This is a genomic window from Burkholderia sp. RF7-non_BP4 (assembly GCF_001521935.1).
Taxonomy (GTDB): domain Bacteria; phylum Pseudomonadota; class Gammaproteobacteria; order Burkholderiales; family Burkholderiaceae; genus Burkholderia; species Burkholderia diffusa.
Genome location: NZ_LOTA01000053.1, coordinates 258,159 through 276,194, shown reverse-complemented (window position 1 = coordinate 276,194; position 18,036 = coordinate 258,159). Strand labels below are relative to the sequence as shown.

Genomic DNA, 18,036 nt, shown 5'->3' with positions numbered 1-18,036 from the left:
GATCAGCGCGCGAATGCGGCGACGGCTTCGGTCACGAAGGCCGCGTGACCCTGCGCGATCGCGGCCGGATCGTCGATCAGCGCGAACAGGTTCTTCGGATCGACGGCCGGCGGAATCAGCGCGATCTCGACGCCCGCGTTGTGCTGCTGCGCGAGCGCGTACAGGTAGCGCAGCGCCGAGTAGTCCTCGAGCGCGAAGCCGACCGAGTCGAACACCGTGATTTCGCCCGCGTGTTCGCGGCCGGCCGTCTCGCCCTGCAGCACGCGCCACAGCTCGGTCACCGGAAAGTCGGCCGGCATCTGCTGGATTTCGCCCTCGATGCGCGACTGTGGCTCGAATTCGACGAACACGCGGCCCGCTTGCAGCACGCCCGCTTCGAGCTCGGTCTTGCCCGGGCAATCGCCGCCGACCGCGTTCAGGTGCATGCCGGGCTCGATCATGTCGGCGGTGACGATCGTCGCGTACGCCTTGTCGGCGGTGACGGTCGTCACGATGTCGGCGCCGCGCACGGCGTCGGCGGTCGACGCGGCGCGCACGACGCGCAAGTCGGGGTAGGCGGCGAGGTTCTTCACGAGCTTGTCGGTCGCGAGCGGGTCGACGTCGAACACGCGGATTTCCTCGATGCCGAGCAGCGTATGGAACGCGATCGCCTGGAATTCGCTCTGCGCGCCGTTGCCGATCAGCGCCATCGTGCGCGAGTCCGGGCGGGCGAGCGCCTGCGCGGCGAGCACCGACGTCGCGGCAGTGCGCAGCGCGGTGGTCAGCGTGAGTTCGGCGAGCAGCAGCGGATAGCCGGTGTCGACTTCGGCCAGCGCGCCGAACGCCATCACCGTGTGCATGCCGCGCGCGGCGTTGACGGGGTGGCCGTTCACGTACTTGAACGCGAACAGCGATGCGTTCGCGACGGGCATCAGCTCGATCACGCCGTCGCGCGAGTGGCACGCGACGCGCGGCGACTTGTCGAAATCGGCCCAGTGCAGGTAATCGGCGCGCAGCGTGTCGACGAGTTCGCGCAGGAACGGCGTGACGCCCGTCCTGGCGATCAGTCGGGCGGTGGCGGGAACGTCGAGGAAGCGGGTCATCGGTCTGTCTCCAATTTTTGCCGGTACGGGTGTCCAGGCGTCCTGGTCGAGCGGGGCAGGCGCGTCGGCCCGGGCCCCGGCTCCATCAAAAGCGGTGTCGCGGCGTGTGCGGCCAGGCGATGGAGTCATTATTTCCGTGAGTCGAGCCAACAAAAAGACGGCAAAAGTGGCAGATTTATCGATAGACTTGGCAGATTGCTGGCCATATCCGGCGGTTTGTGCAATCCACGCTGGTCGAAATGCGCGCCGTCCGGCACGCTGGCGGCCGTCTCACGTTCAACAGGAAGGTCCGTTCATGATCACGCTCGACGACGTCGACCGGCAGCTCATCGCGCTGCTGCGCGACAACGCGCGGATGCCCGTGGTTGCCCTCGCGAAGGCGTTGCGCGTCGCGCGCGCGACCGTGCAGAACCGGCTGACGCGGCTGGAGAAGAACGGCGTGATCGTCGGCTACACGGTGCGGCTCAAGCCGGCGGCCGAGCGGCACCGGATCCGCGCGCTGATGTCGATCGCGGTGCAGGGCAATCGCGGCGCGGAAGTGGTGAAGGTGCTGCGCGGGCATCCGAACGTCGCGTCGATTCACAGCACCAACGGGCGCTGGGATCTGGTCGCCGAACTGCACGCGGATTCGCTCGAGCATTTCGATCGCGTGCTCGGCGCGATCCGGTTGATCGACGGGATCGCGAATACGGAGACGAGCATTTTGTTGTCGACGCACAAGGCGTGACGCACGGCGGCGCGTCAGCCCGTGTGCTTGCCTGCGCCAGCGTATCAGCTGCCGGTTGCCGGCTCCGGAAACACCGGCTCGCCCAGCGTCAGCATCAACCGGTTCGCCCACGCGAAGATCGCGATCGCGTGCGACAGGTCGAGAATTTCCTCGTGCGTAAGCCCTTCCGCCTCGAGCGCGGCGATGTCGTTTTCATCCAGCGTGTCGGGCCGTTCTGTCAGCGCGATCGCGTAGCGGACGATCGCGCGTTCGCGCGCGGTCGTGCCGGCTGTCGACGGATCGTCGAACACCTGGTCGATCGCATCGGTGCGCTTCGCAAGTTGCGTGAAGCGCTGCGCATGCACCGATGCGCAATATACGCAGCCGTTCACGCGTGACACGGCAGTGCTCGCCAGCTCGCGTTCCGCGCGCGACAGTCCGCCGGGGCCGTACATGATCGCGTTGAATACGCCCGAACGCTGCCGCAGGATCTCGGGCAGGTGCACGAGCAGCAGGTAATAGTCGGATGTCTTCGCTTGAGGATGGCTCGTTTCGAGCACCGCGAGCTGCTCTGCCGTTGCGCTCTCGAGCGGCACCGTGTCGAGCCATGCACGCCAGCCGAGCGTGTCGGACGTGAAACCGTGAGTCGCCGTAGTCATGCTGCCTCCCGGGCGGCGCGCGCCTGCAACGCTCGCGCGGCCGCCGCGACACGCAGCTGATACGCGACGAACGCGACGAGCTGCGAGAGCGCGACGATCGCGGGCGTCGTGAACCCGGCCGACTTCAGCGCATCGAGATCGGACGGACGCGCGTCGACGGGCGAGAGCGTCAGGCGTCGCGCATGCGCGAGGAGCGCGCCGAGGCGTCGAGGCAGCGCGTCGAACGCATCGGCATCCGAACGGGCGATGTCGTCCGGCGTGCCGCCCGCGTCGATCAGCCGTGCGCGGTAGGTCGCGGCCAGCGCGTGCGCATTCGATCGCTGCGCGACATACCGTGCCGCATGCAATCGTTCGATCAACGAAAGATCGGGCAGCGCGGCGTCGAGCAGCGCGGCTTCGGCGAGCCGCGTATGGAGCAGAACCTTGTCGCGTGCGCGACGCAGCATGGCCACTGCGTCGCTTTCGCGCAGGCCGGCGATGGCGTCGATCGTATCCGGCGCGGCGGCCGGCGGGAGGGGGGCGGTCATCGTGGTGGTTTCCAGTCGTCGTGAGTGTCGTGGATCGCGGCGGCGTTCATGCGTCGGCGTCGCGCCATTCGTCGCCTTGCAGCTCCGCGGTCGCGAACGTGACGAGCGCGTCATAGTGGCGGTCGCGATCGGCGTCGAACAGCCGGCTCGCGATGCCGCGTGCGAGCCGCTCGGCGCCCGCGCTGATCGCGGGGATGTCGCCGGACAGCTTGCCGTGGCTCAGGCTTGCCGCATGGTTGAAGCAGTGGATGTGCGTGACGGCCGGGCAGGCACCGCGCTCGCGTTCCTGGAACGCGAACGCGGGACCGAGATCGGGCGACTCGGCGAGCTCGTCGAGCCACGTGCCCGGTTCCGGTTGATAGCGATCCTTCCAGCGCCGCACATGCGGCCCGAACGACGCGAATTCGGTGCGCGTCGTCCAGTCGGAATGAAAGCCCGTCGCGAAGATCAGGAAGTCGACCGTGGTGCGGACGCGCGGCGTGACGACGTCGAGGCCGTCCGCGTGTTCGACCAGCGCGTCGATCGGGCTGCCTGCGTGGAAATGCGCGCCGGCGTGCCGCGACACGCGCAGCACGCTGTCGCGCGGCGGGGGCGTTTGCGATGTCAGCGCGTAGTGCATGAAGCGCCACTTCGTTGCATCGTCGAGATCGGCATAGCCGTGCACGAGGCCGGGGCTGCCGATACCCGTCAGCTTGTTGATGCGCGGAATGTCCGCGCGACGGAAGAACAGGTCGACGCGCGCGGCGCCCGCTTCGAGCGCGGTGCCTGCATTGTCGAACGCCGACGCGCCCGCGCCGACCACGCCGACGCGCTTGCCGGCGAGCGAATTGAAATCGATCGGCTCGGACGAATGGGCCCAGCGCGTGCGCGGCGCGCGTTGCGCGACGGGCGGCACGTACGGGCCGCCGAGCCCGTCGCGGCCGGTCGCCAGCACGACGTGCCGTGCGAGCACGGTCTGCGCCTGGCCGTTCGCGCGCAGGTCGAGCGCGAGCAGGCCGTCGTCGCGCGGACGCAGCGCCATGAGCGCGGTGTCGTTGCGCACCGGCAGGTCGAGCACGCGGCGATACCAGCGCAGGTATTCCATCCATTGCGTGCGCGGAATCTTGTAGAGCGCGTCCCACGCGTCGCGGCCGTATTGCGCTTCGAACCACGCGCGGAACGTCAGCGCGGGCAGGCCGAGCGCGGGGCCGGTGAGCTGTTTCGGCGAGCGCAGCGTCTCCATCCGCGCGAACGTGACCCACGGGCCTTCGTAGCCGGCCGGCGCGCGGTCGATCACGCATTGGTTGTCGATGCCGAGCAGGCGCAGTTCGGCGGAGGCCGCGAGCCCCGCCATCCCGCCGCCGACGATCGCGACGTCGAGCACGCGCGTGCCGTCGACGTCACGTGGCGGCACCCAGGATGGTGCCGGCAGATCGAGCCAGCGCAGGTCCTGGGCGAGGCGGGCTTCGAGTCTGTCGAGTGCCTCGTGCGTGTCGGGCGTCGCCGTCATGCGGCCTCCGGGCGGGTACGGCGTGCGCGTGGGGCGCGTGCCGTGCGTGTCGCGCGAGGCGGGCGATCGGTGCGCAACCGGTCGCCTCGCAACAACGCGTCATGTACGGATGCGTCGTGAAAGATCACGTCGTCGAGCAGCGTGCGCGTCGTGCGGTGCAGCGCGTCGAGCAGCGCATCGACGGCGGCCGTGCGCGGCTTGCCGGTCGGCGTCGCGACACCGAACGCGAACGGGATGTCCACATCGAGCGGACGTGCGACGACGCCGTCCACCGGCAGCGCCACGCCGATCGCCGGGTCGACGATGCCGATTCCGACGCCCGCGCGCGCGGCCATCACCGCATTCAGCGACGCATTGGTTTCGATGAACACGCGCGCATCGACGCGTGCGGCCGCGAATGCCGCATCGATCCGCTGGCGCAGTCGGTGCCGGTTCGCGACCGTCACGATGCGGCGGCGTGCGAGATCGCGCAGCGCGATGCGCGGCTTGTCCGCGAGCGGATCGCCGGCCGGCAACACGGCGACGCAGGGCGTCTGTGCGATCCAGTGCACGTCGAGCCCCGCATGCGCCATCGGCAGCGTGACGACGCCGATATCGGCCGTGCCGGCGAGCACTTCGTGCACGACGTGCTCGGCCGACTCGCTGCGCAGCTGGTAGTGCGGCGCGTGCGCGTCGTCGGGCAACGCGGCGAGCGCGGCCGGCACGAGGGTGGCCGCGAGCGAGGGCGTCGCCGCGAGGCGAACGGGTTCGGCCGTGTCGTCGCCGAGCGCGCGCGCACGCGCTTCGATTGCACGCAGGCCGACAAGCGAGCGTTCGACTTCCTCGTACAGCAGGAACGCGCGGCCAGTCGGCGTGACGCGGGGGCCGTGGCGGTCGAACAGCGTATAGCCGAGATCGGCTTCGAGTTCCTGGATCTGCCGCGTGACGGCCGGCTGCGAACGGCCGAGCAGTTCACCCGCGCCGGTCACGCTGCCGGTCGACATGACCGCGGAAAAGGCTTCGAGTTGATGCAACTCCATGACGCGTTCCGATGATGCGATTTGCGCATTGTAGGAGTGCCATCATGCGAGATTCATATAATGATTTTTCGTATCGACAGCGCGAAAAATGCGAAGCGCGCACCCGTGTCGACGACAGGCCATGCGGGCCTGCGGATCGACCGGAAGCGGCGCCGCGCGGCAAACATCAATCGAATCAATGCGCTGCGGTGCACGCCGATGCGTCGCGCGACACGCGATATGCGGGAGACCACGGCAAGTGCATGTTGCTTCGCGCCGCACGCGATATCGATATGCGCAAAACTTCGTTTGAGCGCCCTGAACCGGATGGTTACATGCCCTCACTCTTTTCGACTGACCGATGGTGGGGGACGCATGAACGTTTCGGGGAACGACGCACGCGGCGCATGGCGGCGCGTGCTGGGCACGGTGGCGGCACTGGCTGCTGCATGGGGCTTGTCGACGGGCGGCGCGCTCGCGGCGGGCGTATCGGGCGAGCCCGTGGTGATCGGCGTGAGTGGGCCGCTCACCGGGCAGGACGCGCAATACGGCGAGCAGTGGAAGCGCGGCTTCGACCTCGCGCTCGACGAGATCAACGGCAGCGGCGGCATCCACGGCCGGCCGCTCGCGGTCGACTTCCAGGACAGCCGCAGCGACCCGCGTCAGGCGGTGGCGATCGCGCAGAAATTCGTCGCGGATCCGCGCATCGTGATCGAGCTCGGCGACTTCTCCAGCGCGACGTCGATGGCCGCGTCGCCGATCTACCAGCGCGGACAACTGATTCAATTCGGCTTCACGAACTCGCATCCGGATTTCACCAAGGGCGGCGACTATCTGTGGAGCACCGCACTGAGCCAGGCCGAGGAGCAGCCGCTGCTCGCGCGCTACGCGGTGAAGGAACTCGGCTTCAAGCGGGTCGCGGTGCTGTACCTGAACACCGACTGGGGCCGCACCAGCAAGGACATCTTCGCGAAGGCGGTGACGGGGCTCGGCGCACAGGTCGTCGCGGCCGAAGGCTACCAGCCGACGGAAAAGGATTTCCGCTCGACGCTCGTACGGATCGGCGCGTCGAAGCCCGATTCGATCGTGCTGATCTCCTACTACGCGGACGGTGCGCAGATCGTGCGGCAGGCCCGCACGTCGGGCGTCACGCTGCCGATCGCAGCGGTTGGCTCCGTGTATTCGCCGAAGTTCCTGGAACTCGGTGGCACGGCCGTCGACGGCGTCTATACGGAATCGAACTTCTTCCCGGCCGAGCCGCGCCCGGAGGTGCAGGCGTTCGTGCAGCGCTATCGCGCGAAATTTCATGCCGATCCCGATTCGTTCGTTGCGCGCGCATACGATGCGCTGATCCTGTCGGCCGAGGTGCTGCGCCGCTACGGCGCGACGCGGCAGGCCGCGCACGACGGTTTCGCGAAAGTGAGCGACGTGCCGAGCGTGATCTTCGGCAAGGTGCGCTTCGATTCGCAGACGCGCCGTGTCGCGGGCGCACGCACCGTGTATCTCGTCGTGAAGCAGGGGCAGTGGGCGCTGTGGGACGGCGCGAAGCCGCAGCTCGCGGCGCGTTGAGCCCGCCCCCGAACCGCATGCTAATGACGGACGCATCGTGATGGCTTCCTGGCTCGACTACACGCTCAACGGCCTCATCGTCGGCAACATCTACGCGCTGCTCGCGGTCGGGCTCGCGCTGATCTTCGGCGTGTCGCATCTGATCAACTTCGCGCACGGCTCGGTCTATATGGTCGGCGCCTTCATCGGCTGGCTGTGCCTGACGCGCTTCGGATTGCCGCTGCCGGTCGCGCTCGCGGCGGTGGTCCTGGGCTGCGGCGCGCTCGGCATCGGGATCGAGCGGATCGGGTTGCGGCCGTTGCGCCACGTGGCGCGCATCGTGCCGCTGCTCGCGACGATCGGCATCAGCTTCATTCTCGACCAGCTCGCGCAACTCGCGTTCGGCGCGGACCCGCGCGCGGTGCCGACGCCGCTGCCCGACTGGCACCTGAGAATCGCCGGCGCGACGCTCGGCTCGCTCGACCTGCTGATCGCCGGCATCGGCATCGCGGCGGCTGCGCTGCTATACGGCTTCCTGCGCTTCACGCGCCTCGGCTGGGCCGTGCGCGCGACCGCGCAGGATCGTGACGCCGCGCTGCAGATGGGCGTCGATGTCGACCGCGTGAACCAGACGGTATTCGCGATCGCATGTGCGCTCGGCGGCGTCAGCGGCCTGCTGGTCGGCATGTACTACAACAGCATCGATCCGGCGATGGGCTTCCAGGCGACGCTGAAGGGCGTGGTCGCGCTGCTGATCGGCGGGCTCGGCAACGTGCCGGGCGCGATCGCGGGCAGCCTGCTGCTCGGTCTCGTCGAAAGTTACGGCGTTGCGCTGTTCGGCACGAGCTATCGCGACCTGTTCGCGTTCGGGCTGCTGATCCTGTTTCTCGTATGGCGGCCGAACGGCTTGTTCAGCAGGAATCGCGCGCTGCCGCCAGAACCGATGACCGGCACCTTCCTCGCGGCCGCGCAGGCCGCGCGTGTGCCGCGTCCGGTCGTCGTCGTGCTGATTGCGCTGGCGGCCGTGCTGCCGTGGCTCGGCGCGTCGCCGTACGTGCTGCAGACGTTGACCAACGCCTGGCTGTATGGCTTGCTCGCGCTGAGCCTCACGCTCGTCGCGGGCACGGTCGGGCAGATCTCGCTCGGGCATGCGGCGCTGCTCGTGATCGGCGCGTATGCGTCGGCACTGCTGTCGTCGGATCTCGGCTGGTCGCCGGCTGTGACGATACCGTGCGCGGGCGCGATCACCGCCGTGCTCGGTACGCTGCTCGTCTACCCGGCATTCCGGCTGCGCGGGCACTATGTGTCCATCGCGACGCTCGGCATCGGCGAAGTGGTGAGCCTCGTGATCCTGAACTGGGACGGCCTCACGCGCGGCCCGCTCGGCGTCACCGGCATCGCGCCGCTGCCATGGGCGGGCACCGCGCGCGCCGCATACTGGTTCACCCTCGCGGTGCTGGTCGTGTTCGCGCTCGTGCAGGTGCGGCTGCTTCGCTCGCATCTCGGCCGCACGTTGCGCGCGGTGCGCGAGGACGACGTCGCCGCACGCGCGCACGGCGTCGCGCCGAATCGCTACAAGGCGATCGCGTTCGCGGTTGGCGGCGTCGCGGCCGGCGTGAGCGGTGGCATCGCCGCGCACCTGTACAGCTATATCAATCACCAGACCTTCGATTCGCAGGTGTCGATTCTCGCGCTGACGATGGTGATCCTCGGCGGGCTCGGCAACGTGCTCGGCGGTGTCGTCGGCGCGATCGCGCTGATCGGGCTGCCGGAACTGTTCCGCTGGGCGGCGGACTACCGGATGCTGATCTATGGCCTCGTGCTGCTGCTGCTCGTCCGATTTCGGCCGCAAGGCCTGCTCGGCACGGTATGAGGAACAATGCGATGACCACCAACCGACCCTTGCTCGACGTGCAGGGCCTGACGCGCCGCTTCGACGGCGTGACCGCGCTCGACGCCGCGAGCCTGACGCTCGCCGACGGCGAGTTGCTGAGCGTGATCGGCCCGAACGGCGCGGGCAAGTCGACGCTGTTCAACCTGATCGCGGGCGCCGACCGGCCCGATGCCGGCCATGTGACGTTCGACGGCCGAGACATCACGGGCACGGCGCCGGAACGGCTCGCCGCGCTCGGAATCGCACGCACGTTCCAGCACGGCCGCGTGTTCGGCAACCTGAGCGTGCTCGACAACGTGCTGATCGGCGCGCACGGGCGGTTGCGCGCGACGCGGCCCGGCTGGCCGGGACTCGGCGCGGCGGCCGAGGTGTGGCGCGCGCTAGTGCGGCCCGCGTCGGTGCGGCGCGAGGAAGCGGCGCTGCGCGACGAGGCGCGTGACATCATCGCCGGGTTCGGCGAGCGCCTCACGCCGCGCATCGATCATCCGGCGCACAGCCTGTCGTATGCGAACCGGCGACGCGTGGAGATCGCCCGCGCGCTCGCGCTGCATCCGCGCTTGCTGCTGCTCGACGAGCCGACCGCGGGGATGAACGAGACCGAGACCGCCGAGATGCTGCAACTGATCCAGTCGCTGAAGGCGCGCGGCCTGACGATCCTGCTGATCGAGCACAAGCTCGAACTCGTAATGCGCGTGTCCGACCGCGTGATCGTGCTCGACAACGGCGCGAAGATCGCCGAAGGCGCGCCGCGCGACGTACGCCGCGATTCACGCGTGATCGAAGCCTATCTCGGACGTCGCCATGCGGGTGGCGCGGCCGCCGGGCGCACCGTGCAGGCGGCTGCATGAGCGCACCTTCTTCCGGACTCGACACGACCATGACCGATGCGCTGCTGAAACTGGAACACCTCGACACCTTTTACGGGCCTGTGCAGGTGCATTTCGACGTGAATGTCGAAGTCGGCCGCGGGCAGATCGTCAGCCTGCTCGGCGGCAACGCCAGCGGCAAGTCGACGACGATGAAGCTGATTCTCGGGCTGATGCGGCCGCGTCGCGGCGTCGTGCACTTCGATGGCGACGACGTGACCGCGCTCGCGACACCGCAGCGCGTGCGGCGCGGGATCGCGGCCGTGCCCGAGGCGCGGCGGTTGTTCGGCGACATGAGCGTGCGCGAGAACCTGCTGATGGGAGCCTATACGCGCGGCGATCGCACGGCGGTGGCCGACGACTACGAGCGCGTGCTCGAATTGTTTCCGCGCATGCGCGAGCGGCTCGTGCAACGTGCGGGCACGCTGTCCGGCGGCGAGCAGCAGATGCTCGCGATGGCGCGCGCGTTGATGGCGCGGCCGAAACTGATCTGCATGGACGAGCCGACGATGGGATTGTCGCCGCTCTACGTCGACAAGGTGCTCGAGCTGATCGACGTGATCAACCGGCAGGGCGTGACGGTGTTCATGGTCGAGCAGAACGCGAGCCTTGCGCTGGAGATCGCGCACTACGGCTACGTGCTGCAGACGGGGCGCGTCGTGCTTCAAGGCCCCGCGAAAACGCTGCTCGATGACGAGCGCGTACGCGATGCGTATCTGGGCGGGGAGGCGGCGTAGACGTTTGTCCGCCGTCGGTCACGTTCGACCGGGTCAGGTTTCGCCGGCGTGCGCCGTCACCGCCCGCGGAAACGTCAGCACCACCGCGAACCCGCCCGCATCGGGAAACGCGAACCCGACACGCCCGCCGTGCGCCTTCATCACTTCCTGCACGATCGCGAGCCCGAGCCCCGACCCGGTTCGACGCTCGCTGCCGTCCGGCGCGATCCGGACGAACGGCTGCAACGCCGCGTCCCAATGCTCGCGCGGAATCCCCCGCCCGTTGTCGGTGACGGTCAGCGTCACCGCTCGATCCGCATTGCCCTCGCTGGCGACCGACACGACGATGTCGTCCGCATGCCCATGCAGCAGCGCATTGTGCAGCACGTTCGACAGCGCTTCCTGCAGACTGATCGCATCGCCGTCGATCCACGCATGCGGCGTGTCGCTCGCGAACGCGACGGCCACGTCGCGCGCGTCCGCGAGCGGAATCGTGCGGCCGAGCACGTCCTTCGCGAGCGCGACGAGGTCGACGGGTTGCAGCGGCACGACCTCGGTGCGATGAATCACCATCGCATGATTGAGCAACTGCCCCGTCAGGCGGCCGACGTCCGAGCAGGTCGCGCGCAGCGCATCGAGCCGCGCCGCATGGCGCGCGGGATCGACTTCCCCGTCGAGCAATTCGATCTGTGCGTCGAGGCGCGCGAGCGGCGTGCGCATCTGGTGCGCGGCATCGGCGATGAAGCGCTGCATCGCGTTGATCCGCTCGGCGAGGCGGTGCATCAGTCCGTTGATCGACCCGATGATCGCGTCGATCTCGCTCGGCGTATCGACGGCCACCGGCCGCAGATCGGCCGGATCGCGCGCGGCGATGATCGTGCCGATCTGCGCGAGCGGGCGCAGCCCGCGCCGGATCGCGAGGCCGCTCGCGCCGATCGCGAGCACGCTCATCAGCAGGATCAGCGTCCACACCTTGATGCTCATGTCGTTCGTCAACTGCTGCCGCGCGTTGGTTGTCTGCGCAACGGTGACGAGCGCCCAGCCCGGCGTGCTTTCCTCGGGCATGTAGCGCGCGATGGTCGCGGTGCGGATCCGGTGCCCCTGGTAGACGGCGTTCGCGAACGCCGGGCCCTGCTTCGCGGCGGCGAGCGTCGCGGGGCTCGCGAGGTCGTTGTAGCCGGCCACGACGACCCCGCGCGAATCGACGACCTTGTAGTAGACGAGGTCGTAGCGCGACAGCGTCGACAGCGCGGCGACGGGCGGGTTCAGCGCGAGCACGCCGCCCTGCACGTACAGGTTCTCCGCGACCTGGATCGACGCGCCGGCGAGCAACTGGTCGTACGCGCGTTCGGCCGCGACGCCCGCGTAGTAGCGTGCGATCGCGGCAAGCGCGAGCGCGCCGGTCGCGACGACGAGCGCGATGAACAGCAGCGTGCGCCCGAACAGCGTCTTCGGGAACCAGTCAATGCGCGGCAATCTGATACCCCATCCCGCGCGCGGTGCGAATCTCGACCGAGCTGCCCTGCAGCTTCCTGCGCACGCGTGTCACGTATTGCTCGACCGCGTTCGCGGTCGGCTCGTTGCCGAAGCTGAACAGCTGATTCAGCAGTTCGTCCTTGGAGAAGATCCGCTGCGGGCGGCTCGCGAGAATCTCGAGCAGCGCGAACTCCTGGCGCGACAGCGACAGCGGCTGGCCGTCGAGTTCGGCAAGCCGGCTGCTGCGGTCGATCACGAGGCCGCCGAGCGTCAGCACGTCGTTCGCATGGCCGCTGTTGCGGCGCAGCAGCGCCTGCACGCGCGCATCGAGCTCGCGGTAGTCGAACGGCTTCACGAGATAGTCGTCGGCGCCGAGGCCGAGGCCGCTCACGCGGTCGTCGATCGCGGAGCGCGCGGTAACGAGCAGCACCGGCGTCGTGCTGCCCGACGCGCGCAGGTTGCGCAGCACCGCGAATCCGTCGAGGCCGGGCAGGTTCGCATCGAGCACGACGAGGTCGAAGCGCTCGACGCGCAGCAAGCCGTTCGCGGTCGAGCCGTCGGTTTCGAGATCGACGGCATGGCCGAGCCGCGTGAGGCGGCTGCGGATCGCCGCGCCGATTTCGGCATCGTCCTCCACGACGAGAATGCGCATGGTGCCGTTTGCAGGTAGATGAGTTAGGGGTTTTCCCGAGGCCGGGATGTCAGCATTTTCTCAGACTCGCTCGATAACCTGTGTTCAGCCGGAACGAGCGATGACGGCATTAATACCAGAGGAGACGGCAACATGCAGCATGTCACGGGCACGACGAAGGCGCGGCCGAATGCACGGCGAAGCCTGACGCGGGCTGCCGCGTCGTCGCTTGCCGCTCACCGTCCGCAGGCATGCGCATGATCGCGTCGCCACGCCGCCGCGCGTTGCTCGCCGCCGGCCTCGGCATGCTTGCCGCACCGTCGCTGGTGCGCGCGAAGCCGCGCACGGTGCGGATCTCGAAAGGCTATGGCGTGCTGTACCTGCCGCTGCTCGTGATGGAAAAGCAGCGCCTGTTCGAGCGTCACGCGGCGCGGCACGGCCTGCGCGAGGTCGCGGTCGACTGGGTGCTGCTCGACGGCGGCAATTCCGTCAACGACGCGATGATGGCCGGCACGCTCGATTTCGCGGGCGCCGGCGCGCCGGGCTTCATCGAGCTATGGGCGCGGGCGCGCGGAATTCCGAACGTCGAGGTGATCGGCATCAGCGGCTTGTCCACGACGTCGCTGTCGCTCAATGCGAATCGGCCGGGCCTCGCGTCGCTGCGCGACTTCACGCCGTCGGACCGGATCGCCGTACCGGGCATCCGCACGTCGCTGTCGGCGGTCGTGCTGCAGATGGTCGCGAGCCGGCAGCTCGGCGCGAAGCATTTCGCGCAGCTCGATTCGATCACCGTGAACCTGCCGCATCCGCAGGCGATGCAGGCGCTGATCCGCCGAGAGAACGGCGTCACCGCGCACTTCACGTCACCGCCGTTCTCGACGCTCGAGCTGCGCCAGCCGGGCATTCATCGCGTCGTGAATTCGGTCGACGTGCTCGGCCCGCTGACGCTCGACGTCGTGTTCGCGCCGAAGCGGCTCGTCGACACGGAGCCCGCGCTGGCCTCGGCATTTCTCGGTGCACTCGACGAAGCGAACCGCCTGATCGCGCAGGACCCGCGCGCGGCGGCCGCGCTGTATGCGGCCTCGTCGGGCGTCGGCGTGTCGCACGACGACGTGATGCAGATGCTCGCCGCGCCGGACACGCGTTTCTCGGTGCGGCCGAACCAGCTGATGGACTACGTCGAATTCCTGTATCTCGCCGGCACGATCAAGGCGAAGCCGCGCGCGTGGCACGAGATGTTCGCGCCGATGCTCGACGACTACCGGACCGGCTGACCGTCGCCGTCCGCCGCCGAACCCCGATTTCATCGAACACCGCTGCGCCCGCACGTGCATCGCGCGCGGCGCCGATTCAACCGACAAGCAACCGATTCACGGAGGAGCCCGCAGTGAATACCACCGAAACCCTGGACCCCGCGTCCGCCGAAGAGCAGCGCGTCATGTCGAAGATGGCGCGGCGCCTGATGCCCATTCTCGTCGTGATGTTCCTGATCGCGTTCATCGACCGGCAGAACGTCGGCTTCGCGAAACTGCAGATGGTGCACAGCCTCGGGATGACGGAGGCCGCGTTCGGTCTCGCGTCGTCGCTGTTCTTCATCGGCTACCTGCTGTTCGAGGTGCCGAGCACGCTCGCGCTGCATCGCTACGGCGCACGCGTGTGGCTCGCGCGGATCATGCTGACGTGGGGCCTCATCACCGTGCTGATGGGCTTCACGACGTCGATGCCCGCGTTCTGTTCGCTGCGCTTCCTGCTCGGGATCGCGGAGGCAGGCTTCTATCCGGGCGTGATCTATTACCTGACGCTGTGGTTTCCGCAAAGCTACCGCGCGAAGGTGCTCGGCATCTTCACGCTCGGCAGCGCGCTCGCGAACATGCTCGGCTCGCTGGTCGGCGGCGTGCTGCTGAGCCTGAACGGCGTGTGGGGCCTCGCGGGCTGGCAGTGGGTGTTCGTGGCGACGGGCATCCCGGCCGTGATCGTCGCGATCGTCGTGTTCCGCGTGCTGCCGGCGTCGTTCCGCGATGCGCCGTTCCTCGACGAACGCGAGAAGCAGATCGTCGCGGCCGCGCTGGAGCGCGAGAAGCCGGCGAAGGCCGAGCATGCGCAGCCGTGGAAGGCGCTGCTCGATCCGCGCGTGATGCTGTTCGCGGCGACCTACATGCTGATGTCGACGTCGTTGTACGGCGTTACGTACTGGCTGCCGACGCTCGTGAAATCGTTCGGCGTGTCGAGCAGTACGAACGGTTTGCTGAGCATGCTGCCGTGGGCGCTCGCGGTCGTGCTGCTGCTGTGGCTGCCGTCGAAGCTGCGCCGCGCGAAGAGCATCCTGCGCACGATCGCGATCGTCGCGGCGCTCGGTGCGCTCGGCTTCCTGCTGAGCCTCGTGCTGCCGTCGACGCCGCTGCGCTTCGTCGCGCTCGTGCTCGGCGGCGCGTGCATTCCGCTGCTGTATCCGTGCTTCTGGTCGATGCCGCCGCGCTACTTCACCGGCGCGCGTGCGGCGGCGAGCGTCGCGGCGATCAATTCGATCGGCAACCTCGGCGGTTTCTTCAGCCAGAACCTGATGCCGTTCGCGGGCAAGGTGACGGGCACTGCGTTCGGTCCGATGATCGTGCCGATCGTATGCCTCGCGCTGCTCGGGATCGGCGCGCTGGTCGCGTGGACGCGTTCGGAGCGGGGGATGGTGGCGGTGCGGGCGTGAGCGGCGCGGGAAGCATCGGGGCCGCGGTTCCGCGCGGTCCCGGCTTCCGTTCCGATCCCCGAAGCGGTATTCCGCCGTTGCTGCTTCGCCCTTATCCCTCCGTCGGCGACGCCCCCCGTTCCTCATGCGCGATCGCCACATGCGCAGCCGCGACCGGAATGTCGACCTCCACCGTCGTCCCTTCACCGAGCGTCGTATCGATCCGCAGCGTGCCGCCGACGAGATACGCACGCTCGCGCAAACCGACCAGCCCGAACGATCCCGACTTGCGCGGCGCGCCGGGATCGAATCCCGCACCGTCGTCGCGAATCGTCAGCGCGATCGTCTCGTCACGATAAACGAGCGCCACGGTCGCGCTCGACGCGGCCGCGTGCCGCGCGACGTTCGCGAGCGCTTCCTGCGCGATGCGGAACACGGCCGTCGCATACGGTTCGTCGAGCTGCAATTCGCCCGGCTCGACGTGCAGCGCGCACGCCATGCCGTGACGGTGCCGGAAATCCTCCACGAGCCATTGCATCGCGGCCGCGAACCCGAGGTCGTCGAGCATCAGCGGGCGCAGGTCCGACGCGATGCGCCGCGTGGCCGTCACCGCGCCGCGCGCGAGCGCATGCATTGCCGCGATCTTGCGCGCCAGCGGCGCATCGTCCTGCGGCACGTGATCGAGCAGCCATTCGAGATCGTTCTTCAGCGTCGCGAGCGTTTGCGCGAGTTCGTCGTGCAGTTCGCGCGCGATGCGGCGCTGTTCGGCCTCGCGTGCGCTCGCGCTGATCGCCGCGATCTCGCGCAGCTCTTCGCGCGATGCCTGCAGCGCGCGCTCCGCACGCACGCGCTCCTCGACTTCGCGCCGCAGGTCGCGGTTCGACGCGCTCAACTGCGCGGTGCGCGCCGCGACGCGCTGCTCGAGCCGTTCGTTCGCCTCGTTGAGCTGCGCGCTCTTCTGCACGACGAGCAGGTGCTGGTAGCGCGCGCCGGCCAGCGCGCGCACCGTCTGCGCATGCAGCCGGCCGTTCTCGAACAGCAGCGCGAACAGCACGACGCCCGACGCGACGAGGCCGTAGGTCCGCCCCGCGTAGAAGCCCAGGTCGAAGCGTCCGTGATTCAGCATCGACGACAGCGCGATGTCGAACAGCCAGGCGACGAGCACGATCATCACCCACAGGTCCAGCACGGAATGACGGCGCCGCTGCCGCCACATCAGCACGAGCGCGGCAAGGTTCAGCGCCCAGACGACCGCGATCGCGTTCGTCATCGTCGAGGCCATCCGGTTGCCGTGCATGATGCGCGGCAGCAGGTCGTGGCCCGCGGTCGCGAGCAGCGCGAGCGCGGCGGTCGCGCCGGCCGTCAGGACGATGCAGAGCAGGAGCGGAATCGTGGCGCGCCGCTGCTCGAGCGATGGCGGATGCGCGCGCGGCGCCGCGCGCAGCAGCGCGTAAGCGACGACCGCCAGCGGAAAGCCGCCGTGCCAGAACAGATAAAGCCATGCGGTGGTCTGTTCGCCCGCGCCGAGCAGGCCCGTCGGCGTGAACAGCCCCGGAAAGGTCAGCATGTGCGTGCCGGCCATGAAGCCCGTGAACAGGTAGCCGACGGCGAGCGCGAGCAGCGATTTCTCGCGCAGGATCGCGTACTGGCCGAGCAGCAGGCCGGCCGTCACCATGTCGTTGACGACGATCGCCGACTGGTACACGGGGATGAAGCCCCACACGCGGGCAAGCGGCATGCCCGCGAACGGCGCGAGGGCGACGAAGATCAGGGCCGACACGACGACCGTCGCGATCGCGAGCCGCCGCTCGCGCCGCTCGGGCGGCAGCGACGACATGAACAGGCGCGACGGCTCCGACGCGTCGTCGTCGTCATCGGCCGCGGCCGGGCGGAAGCGGAATGCGGGCATCATGCGTCGTCGACGCCGAGGTCGAGATCGTGGCGCATCGCGTAGCGCACCAGCGCGGCTTCGTGCGGCAGCTCCATCTTCTCGAGGATGCGCGTCTTGTAGGTGCTGACCGTTTTCGCGCTCAGCGTGAGGTCCGCCGCGATCCGCGTGACCGTCTGGCCCGCGACGATGCGGCGCATCACGTCGAGTTCGCGCTCGGACAACCGCTCGTGCGGCAGCATTTCGGACGGCGCGCGCATCGTGCGCGCGAGGCTTTCGGCCGCCGACGCGCTCACGTACACGCCGCCGGCCGCGACCTTGGTGACGGCCTGGACGAGCTCGGCGGTCGCGCTGTCCTTCGTCAGGTAGCCGGTCGCGCCGGCCTTGAACGTGCGCGCCGCGTACTGCGTTTCCGCGTGCATCGTCAGCACCAGCATGCGCAGCGATGGCGCCTGTGTCTTGACCAGCCGGATCAACTCGATACCGGTCGGCGCGGGCATCGACAGGTCGAGCAGCAGCACGTCGGCGGCGCGACGCTCGGCCAGCGCGAGCGTGGCCGCGCCGTCGCTCGCCTCGCCGACGATCTCGAAACCGCCGGCCGTTTCCAGGATGTGACGCAGTCCGTCTCGCATGACTGCGTGATCGTCAGCCAGAATTACCCTGATCATCTAGCGGTCCTCTTCGGGATGACGCCGCGGGCTGCTCTGCCGGTTGTCGCCGCGGCGGTTCTTCTGACCAATATATGCCGCCGAAACGGGAAATGGTGCACCTCCGGAACATTTTTGAGACATCTGGGTATCGAATGTGTCTTGAAGCGAAATAATCGTCGTGAAATGGGACGGGCGGTAGGGGCAGGCGGGGAGGGTATTCCCGAGGAAT

Annotated in this window: 16 protein-coding genes; 7 read left to right on the top strand and 9 right to left on the bottom strand. The window is 68.7% G+C overall.

Going from position 1 to position 18,036, the window contains the following annotated elements; translation table 11 throughout:
* Positions 1-2 precede the first annotated feature (2 nt).
* On the bottom strand, positions 3-1,082 hold the full coding sequence (locus WS49_RS19555) for an ornithine cyclodeaminase (RefSeq protein WP_059532086.1): 1,080 nt from the start codon (positions 1,080-1,082) through the stop codon (positions 3-5).
* A gap of 295 nt (positions 1,083-1,377) precedes the next feature.
* On the opposite strand from WS49_RS19555, the gene WS49_RS19550 reads away from it, so the two are divergent.
* Entirely contained in the window at positions 1,378-1,809 is a 432-nt protein-coding gene (locus WS49_RS19550; RefSeq protein WP_044845386.1) for an Lrp/AsnC family transcriptional regulator, read from the top strand.
* A 44-nt stretch (positions 1,810-1,853) separates the two neighbouring features.
* On the opposite strand, the gene WS49_RS19545 is transcribed toward WS49_RS19550, so the two are convergent.
* The 4 genes from WS49_RS19545 to WS49_RS19530 are packed head-to-tail and all read right to left on the bottom strand — an operon-like array spanning position 1,854 to position 5,482.
* Complete coding sequence (locus tag WS49_RS19545; protein WP_059532083.1) at positions 1,854-2,447, bottom strand: peroxidase-related enzyme; 594 nt, start codon at positions 2,445-2,447, stop codon at positions 1,854-1,856.
* On the bottom strand, positions 2,444-2,974 hold the full coding sequence (locus tag WS49_RS19540; protein ID WP_059532080.1) for a hypothetical protein: 531 nt from the start codon (positions 2,972-2,974) through the stop codon (positions 2,444-2,446). Before WS49_RS19540 ends, WS49_RS19545 begins: the two co-directional genes overlap by 4 nt.
* 46 nt (positions 2,975-3,020) lie before the next feature.
* Positions 3,021-4,463 carry an NAD(P)-binding domain-containing protein gene (locus WS49_RS19535; protein WP_059532077.1) on the bottom strand — a complete coding sequence of 481 codons (1,443 nt, stop codon included), beginning with the start codon at positions 4,461-4,463 and terminating at the stop codon, positions 3,021-3,023.
* Positions 4,460-5,482, bottom strand: coding sequence for a LysR family transcriptional regulator (locus WS49_RS19530; RefSeq protein WP_059449148.1), 1,023 nt, complete (start codon positions 5,480-5,482; stop codon positions 4,460-4,462). Before WS49_RS19530 ends, WS49_RS19535 begins: the two co-directional genes overlap by 4 nt.
* A 354-nt stretch (positions 5,483-5,836) precedes the next feature.
* Between WS49_RS19530 and WS49_RS19525 the strand changes: the two genes are divergently transcribed.
* From WS49_RS19525 to WS49_RS19510, 4 genes are read left to right on the top strand one after another with little or no spacing between them, the layout of a single operon-like run.
* On the top strand, positions 5,837-7,030 hold the full coding sequence (locus WS49_RS19525; RefSeq protein WP_059532073.1) for an ABC transporter substrate-binding protein: 1,194 nt from the start codon (positions 5,837-5,839) through the stop codon (positions 7,028-7,030).
* Between the two features lie 40 nt (positions 7,031-7,070).
* On the top strand, positions 7,071-8,882 hold the full coding sequence (locus WS49_RS19520; protein WP_059532070.1) for an ABC transporter permease: 1,812 nt from the start codon (positions 7,071-7,073) through the stop codon (positions 8,880-8,882).
* Between the two features lie 11 nt (positions 8,883-8,893).
* Positions 8,894-9,751, top strand: coding sequence for an ABC transporter ATP-binding protein (locus WS49_RS19515; protein WP_059532422.1), 858 nt, complete (start codon positions 8,894-8,896; stop codon positions 9,749-9,751).
* On the top strand, positions 9,748-10,506 hold the full coding sequence (locus WS49_RS19510) for an ABC transporter ATP-binding protein (RefSeq protein ID WP_059532067.1): 759 nt from the start codon (positions 9,748-9,750) through the stop codon (positions 10,504-10,506). Before WS49_RS19515 ends, WS49_RS19510 begins: the two co-directional genes overlap by 4 nt.
* Before the next feature lie 33 nt (positions 10,507-10,539).
* Here WS49_RS19510 and WS49_RS19505 read toward each other — a convergent pair whose 3' ends face one another.
* On the bottom strand, positions 10,540-11,961 hold the full coding sequence (locus tag WS49_RS19505) for a sensor histidine kinase (RefSeq protein ID WP_059532064.1): 1,422 nt from the start codon (positions 11,959-11,961) through the stop codon (positions 10,540-10,542).
* Complete coding sequence (locus WS49_RS19500; RefSeq protein WP_059532061.1) at positions 11,948-12,613, bottom strand: response regulator transcription factor; 666 nt, start codon at positions 12,611-12,613, stop codon at positions 11,948-11,950. Before WS49_RS19500 ends, WS49_RS19505 begins: the two co-directional genes overlap by 14 nt.
* 236 nt (positions 12,614-12,849) lie before the next feature.
* Here WS49_RS19500 and WS49_RS19495 point away from each other — a divergent pair, with 236 nt between their 5' ends.
* Both WS49_RS19495 and WS49_RS19490 read left to right on the top strand, forming a co-directional pair.
* Positions 12,850-13,866 carry an ABC transporter substrate-binding protein gene (locus WS49_RS19495; protein ID WP_059532419.1) on the top strand — a complete coding sequence of 339 codons (1,017 nt, stop codon included), beginning with the start codon at positions 12,850-12,852 and terminating at the stop codon, positions 13,864-13,866.
* 113 nt (positions 13,867-13,979) lie between these two features.
* Positions 13,980-15,290 (top strand): MFS transporter, encoded by a 1,311-nt coding sequence (locus tag WS49_RS19490; RefSeq protein ID WP_059532058.1) that lies wholly within the window; start codon positions 13,980-13,982, stop codon positions 15,288-15,290.
* Between the two features lie 91 nt (positions 15,291-15,381).
* Here the strand turns inward: WS49_RS19490 and WS49_RS19485 are convergent, their stop codons facing one another.
* Both WS49_RS19485 and WS49_RS19480 read right to left on the bottom strand, forming a co-directional pair.
* A complete protein-coding gene (locus WS49_RS19485) occupies positions 15,382-17,181 on the bottom strand; it encodes a sensor histidine kinase (protein ID WP_059532055.1) in 1,800 nt (599 codons plus the stop codon).
* A complete protein-coding gene (locus tag WS49_RS19480) occupies positions 17,178-17,825 on the bottom strand; it encodes a response regulator (RefSeq protein WP_059532052.1) in 648 nt (215 codons plus the stop codon). The genes WS49_RS19485 and WS49_RS19480 overlap by 4 nt, the downstream gene beginning before the upstream one ends.
* Between the last annotated feature and the right edge of the window lie 211 nt (positions 17,826-18,036).

Coding starts and splice junctions, on each gene's coding strand:
- WS49_RS19555 (WP_059532086.1), bottom strand. CDS start 1,082: ATGACCCGCTTCCTCGACGTTCCCGCCACCGCCCGACTGATCGCCAGG.
- WS49_RS19550 (WP_044845386.1), top strand. CDS start 1,378: ATGATCACGCTCGACGACGTCGACCGGCAGCTCATCGCGCTGCTGCGC.
- WS49_RS19545 (WP_059532083.1), bottom strand. CDS start 2,447: ATGACTACGGCGACTCACGGTTTCACGTCCGACACGCTCGGCTGGCGT.
- WS49_RS19540 (WP_059532080.1), bottom strand. CDS start 2,974: ATGACCGCCCCCCTCCCGCCGGCCGCCGCGCCGGATACGATCGACGCC.
- WS49_RS19535 (WP_059532077.1), bottom strand. CDS start 4,463: ATGACGGCGACGCCCGACACGCACGAGGCACTCGACAGACTCGAAGCC.
- WS49_RS19530 (WP_059449148.1), bottom strand. CDS start 5,482: ATGGAGTTGCATCAACTCGAAGCCTTTTCCGCGGTCATGTCGACCGGC.
- WS49_RS19525 (WP_059532073.1), top strand. CDS start 5,837: ATGAACGTTTCGGGGAACGACGCACGCGGCGCATGGCGGCGCGTGCTG.
- WS49_RS19520 (WP_059532070.1), top strand. CDS start 7,071: ATGGCTTCCTGGCTCGACTACACGCTCAACGGCCTCATCGTCGGCAAC.
- WS49_RS19515 (WP_059532422.1), top strand. CDS start 8,894: ATGACCACCAACCGACCCTTGCTCGACGTGCAGGGCCTGACGCGCCGC.
- WS49_RS19510 (WP_059532067.1), top strand. CDS start 9,748: ATGAGCGCACCTTCTTCCGGACTCGACACGACCATGACCGATGCGCTG.
- WS49_RS19500 (WP_059532061.1), bottom strand. CDS start 12,613: ATGCGCATTCTCGTCGTGGAGGACGATGCCGAAATCGGCGCGGCGATC.
- WS49_RS19495 (WP_059532419.1), top strand. CDS start 12,850: ATGATCGCGTCGCCACGCCGCCGCGCGTTGCTCGCCGCCGGCCTCGGC.
- WS49_RS19485 (WP_059532055.1), bottom strand. CDS start 17,181: ATGATGCCCGCATTCCGCTTCCGCCCGGCCGCGGCCGATGACGACGAC.
- WS49_RS19480 (WP_059532052.1), bottom strand. CDS start 17,825: ATGATCAGGGTAATTCTGGCTGACGATCACGCAGTCATGCGAGACGGA.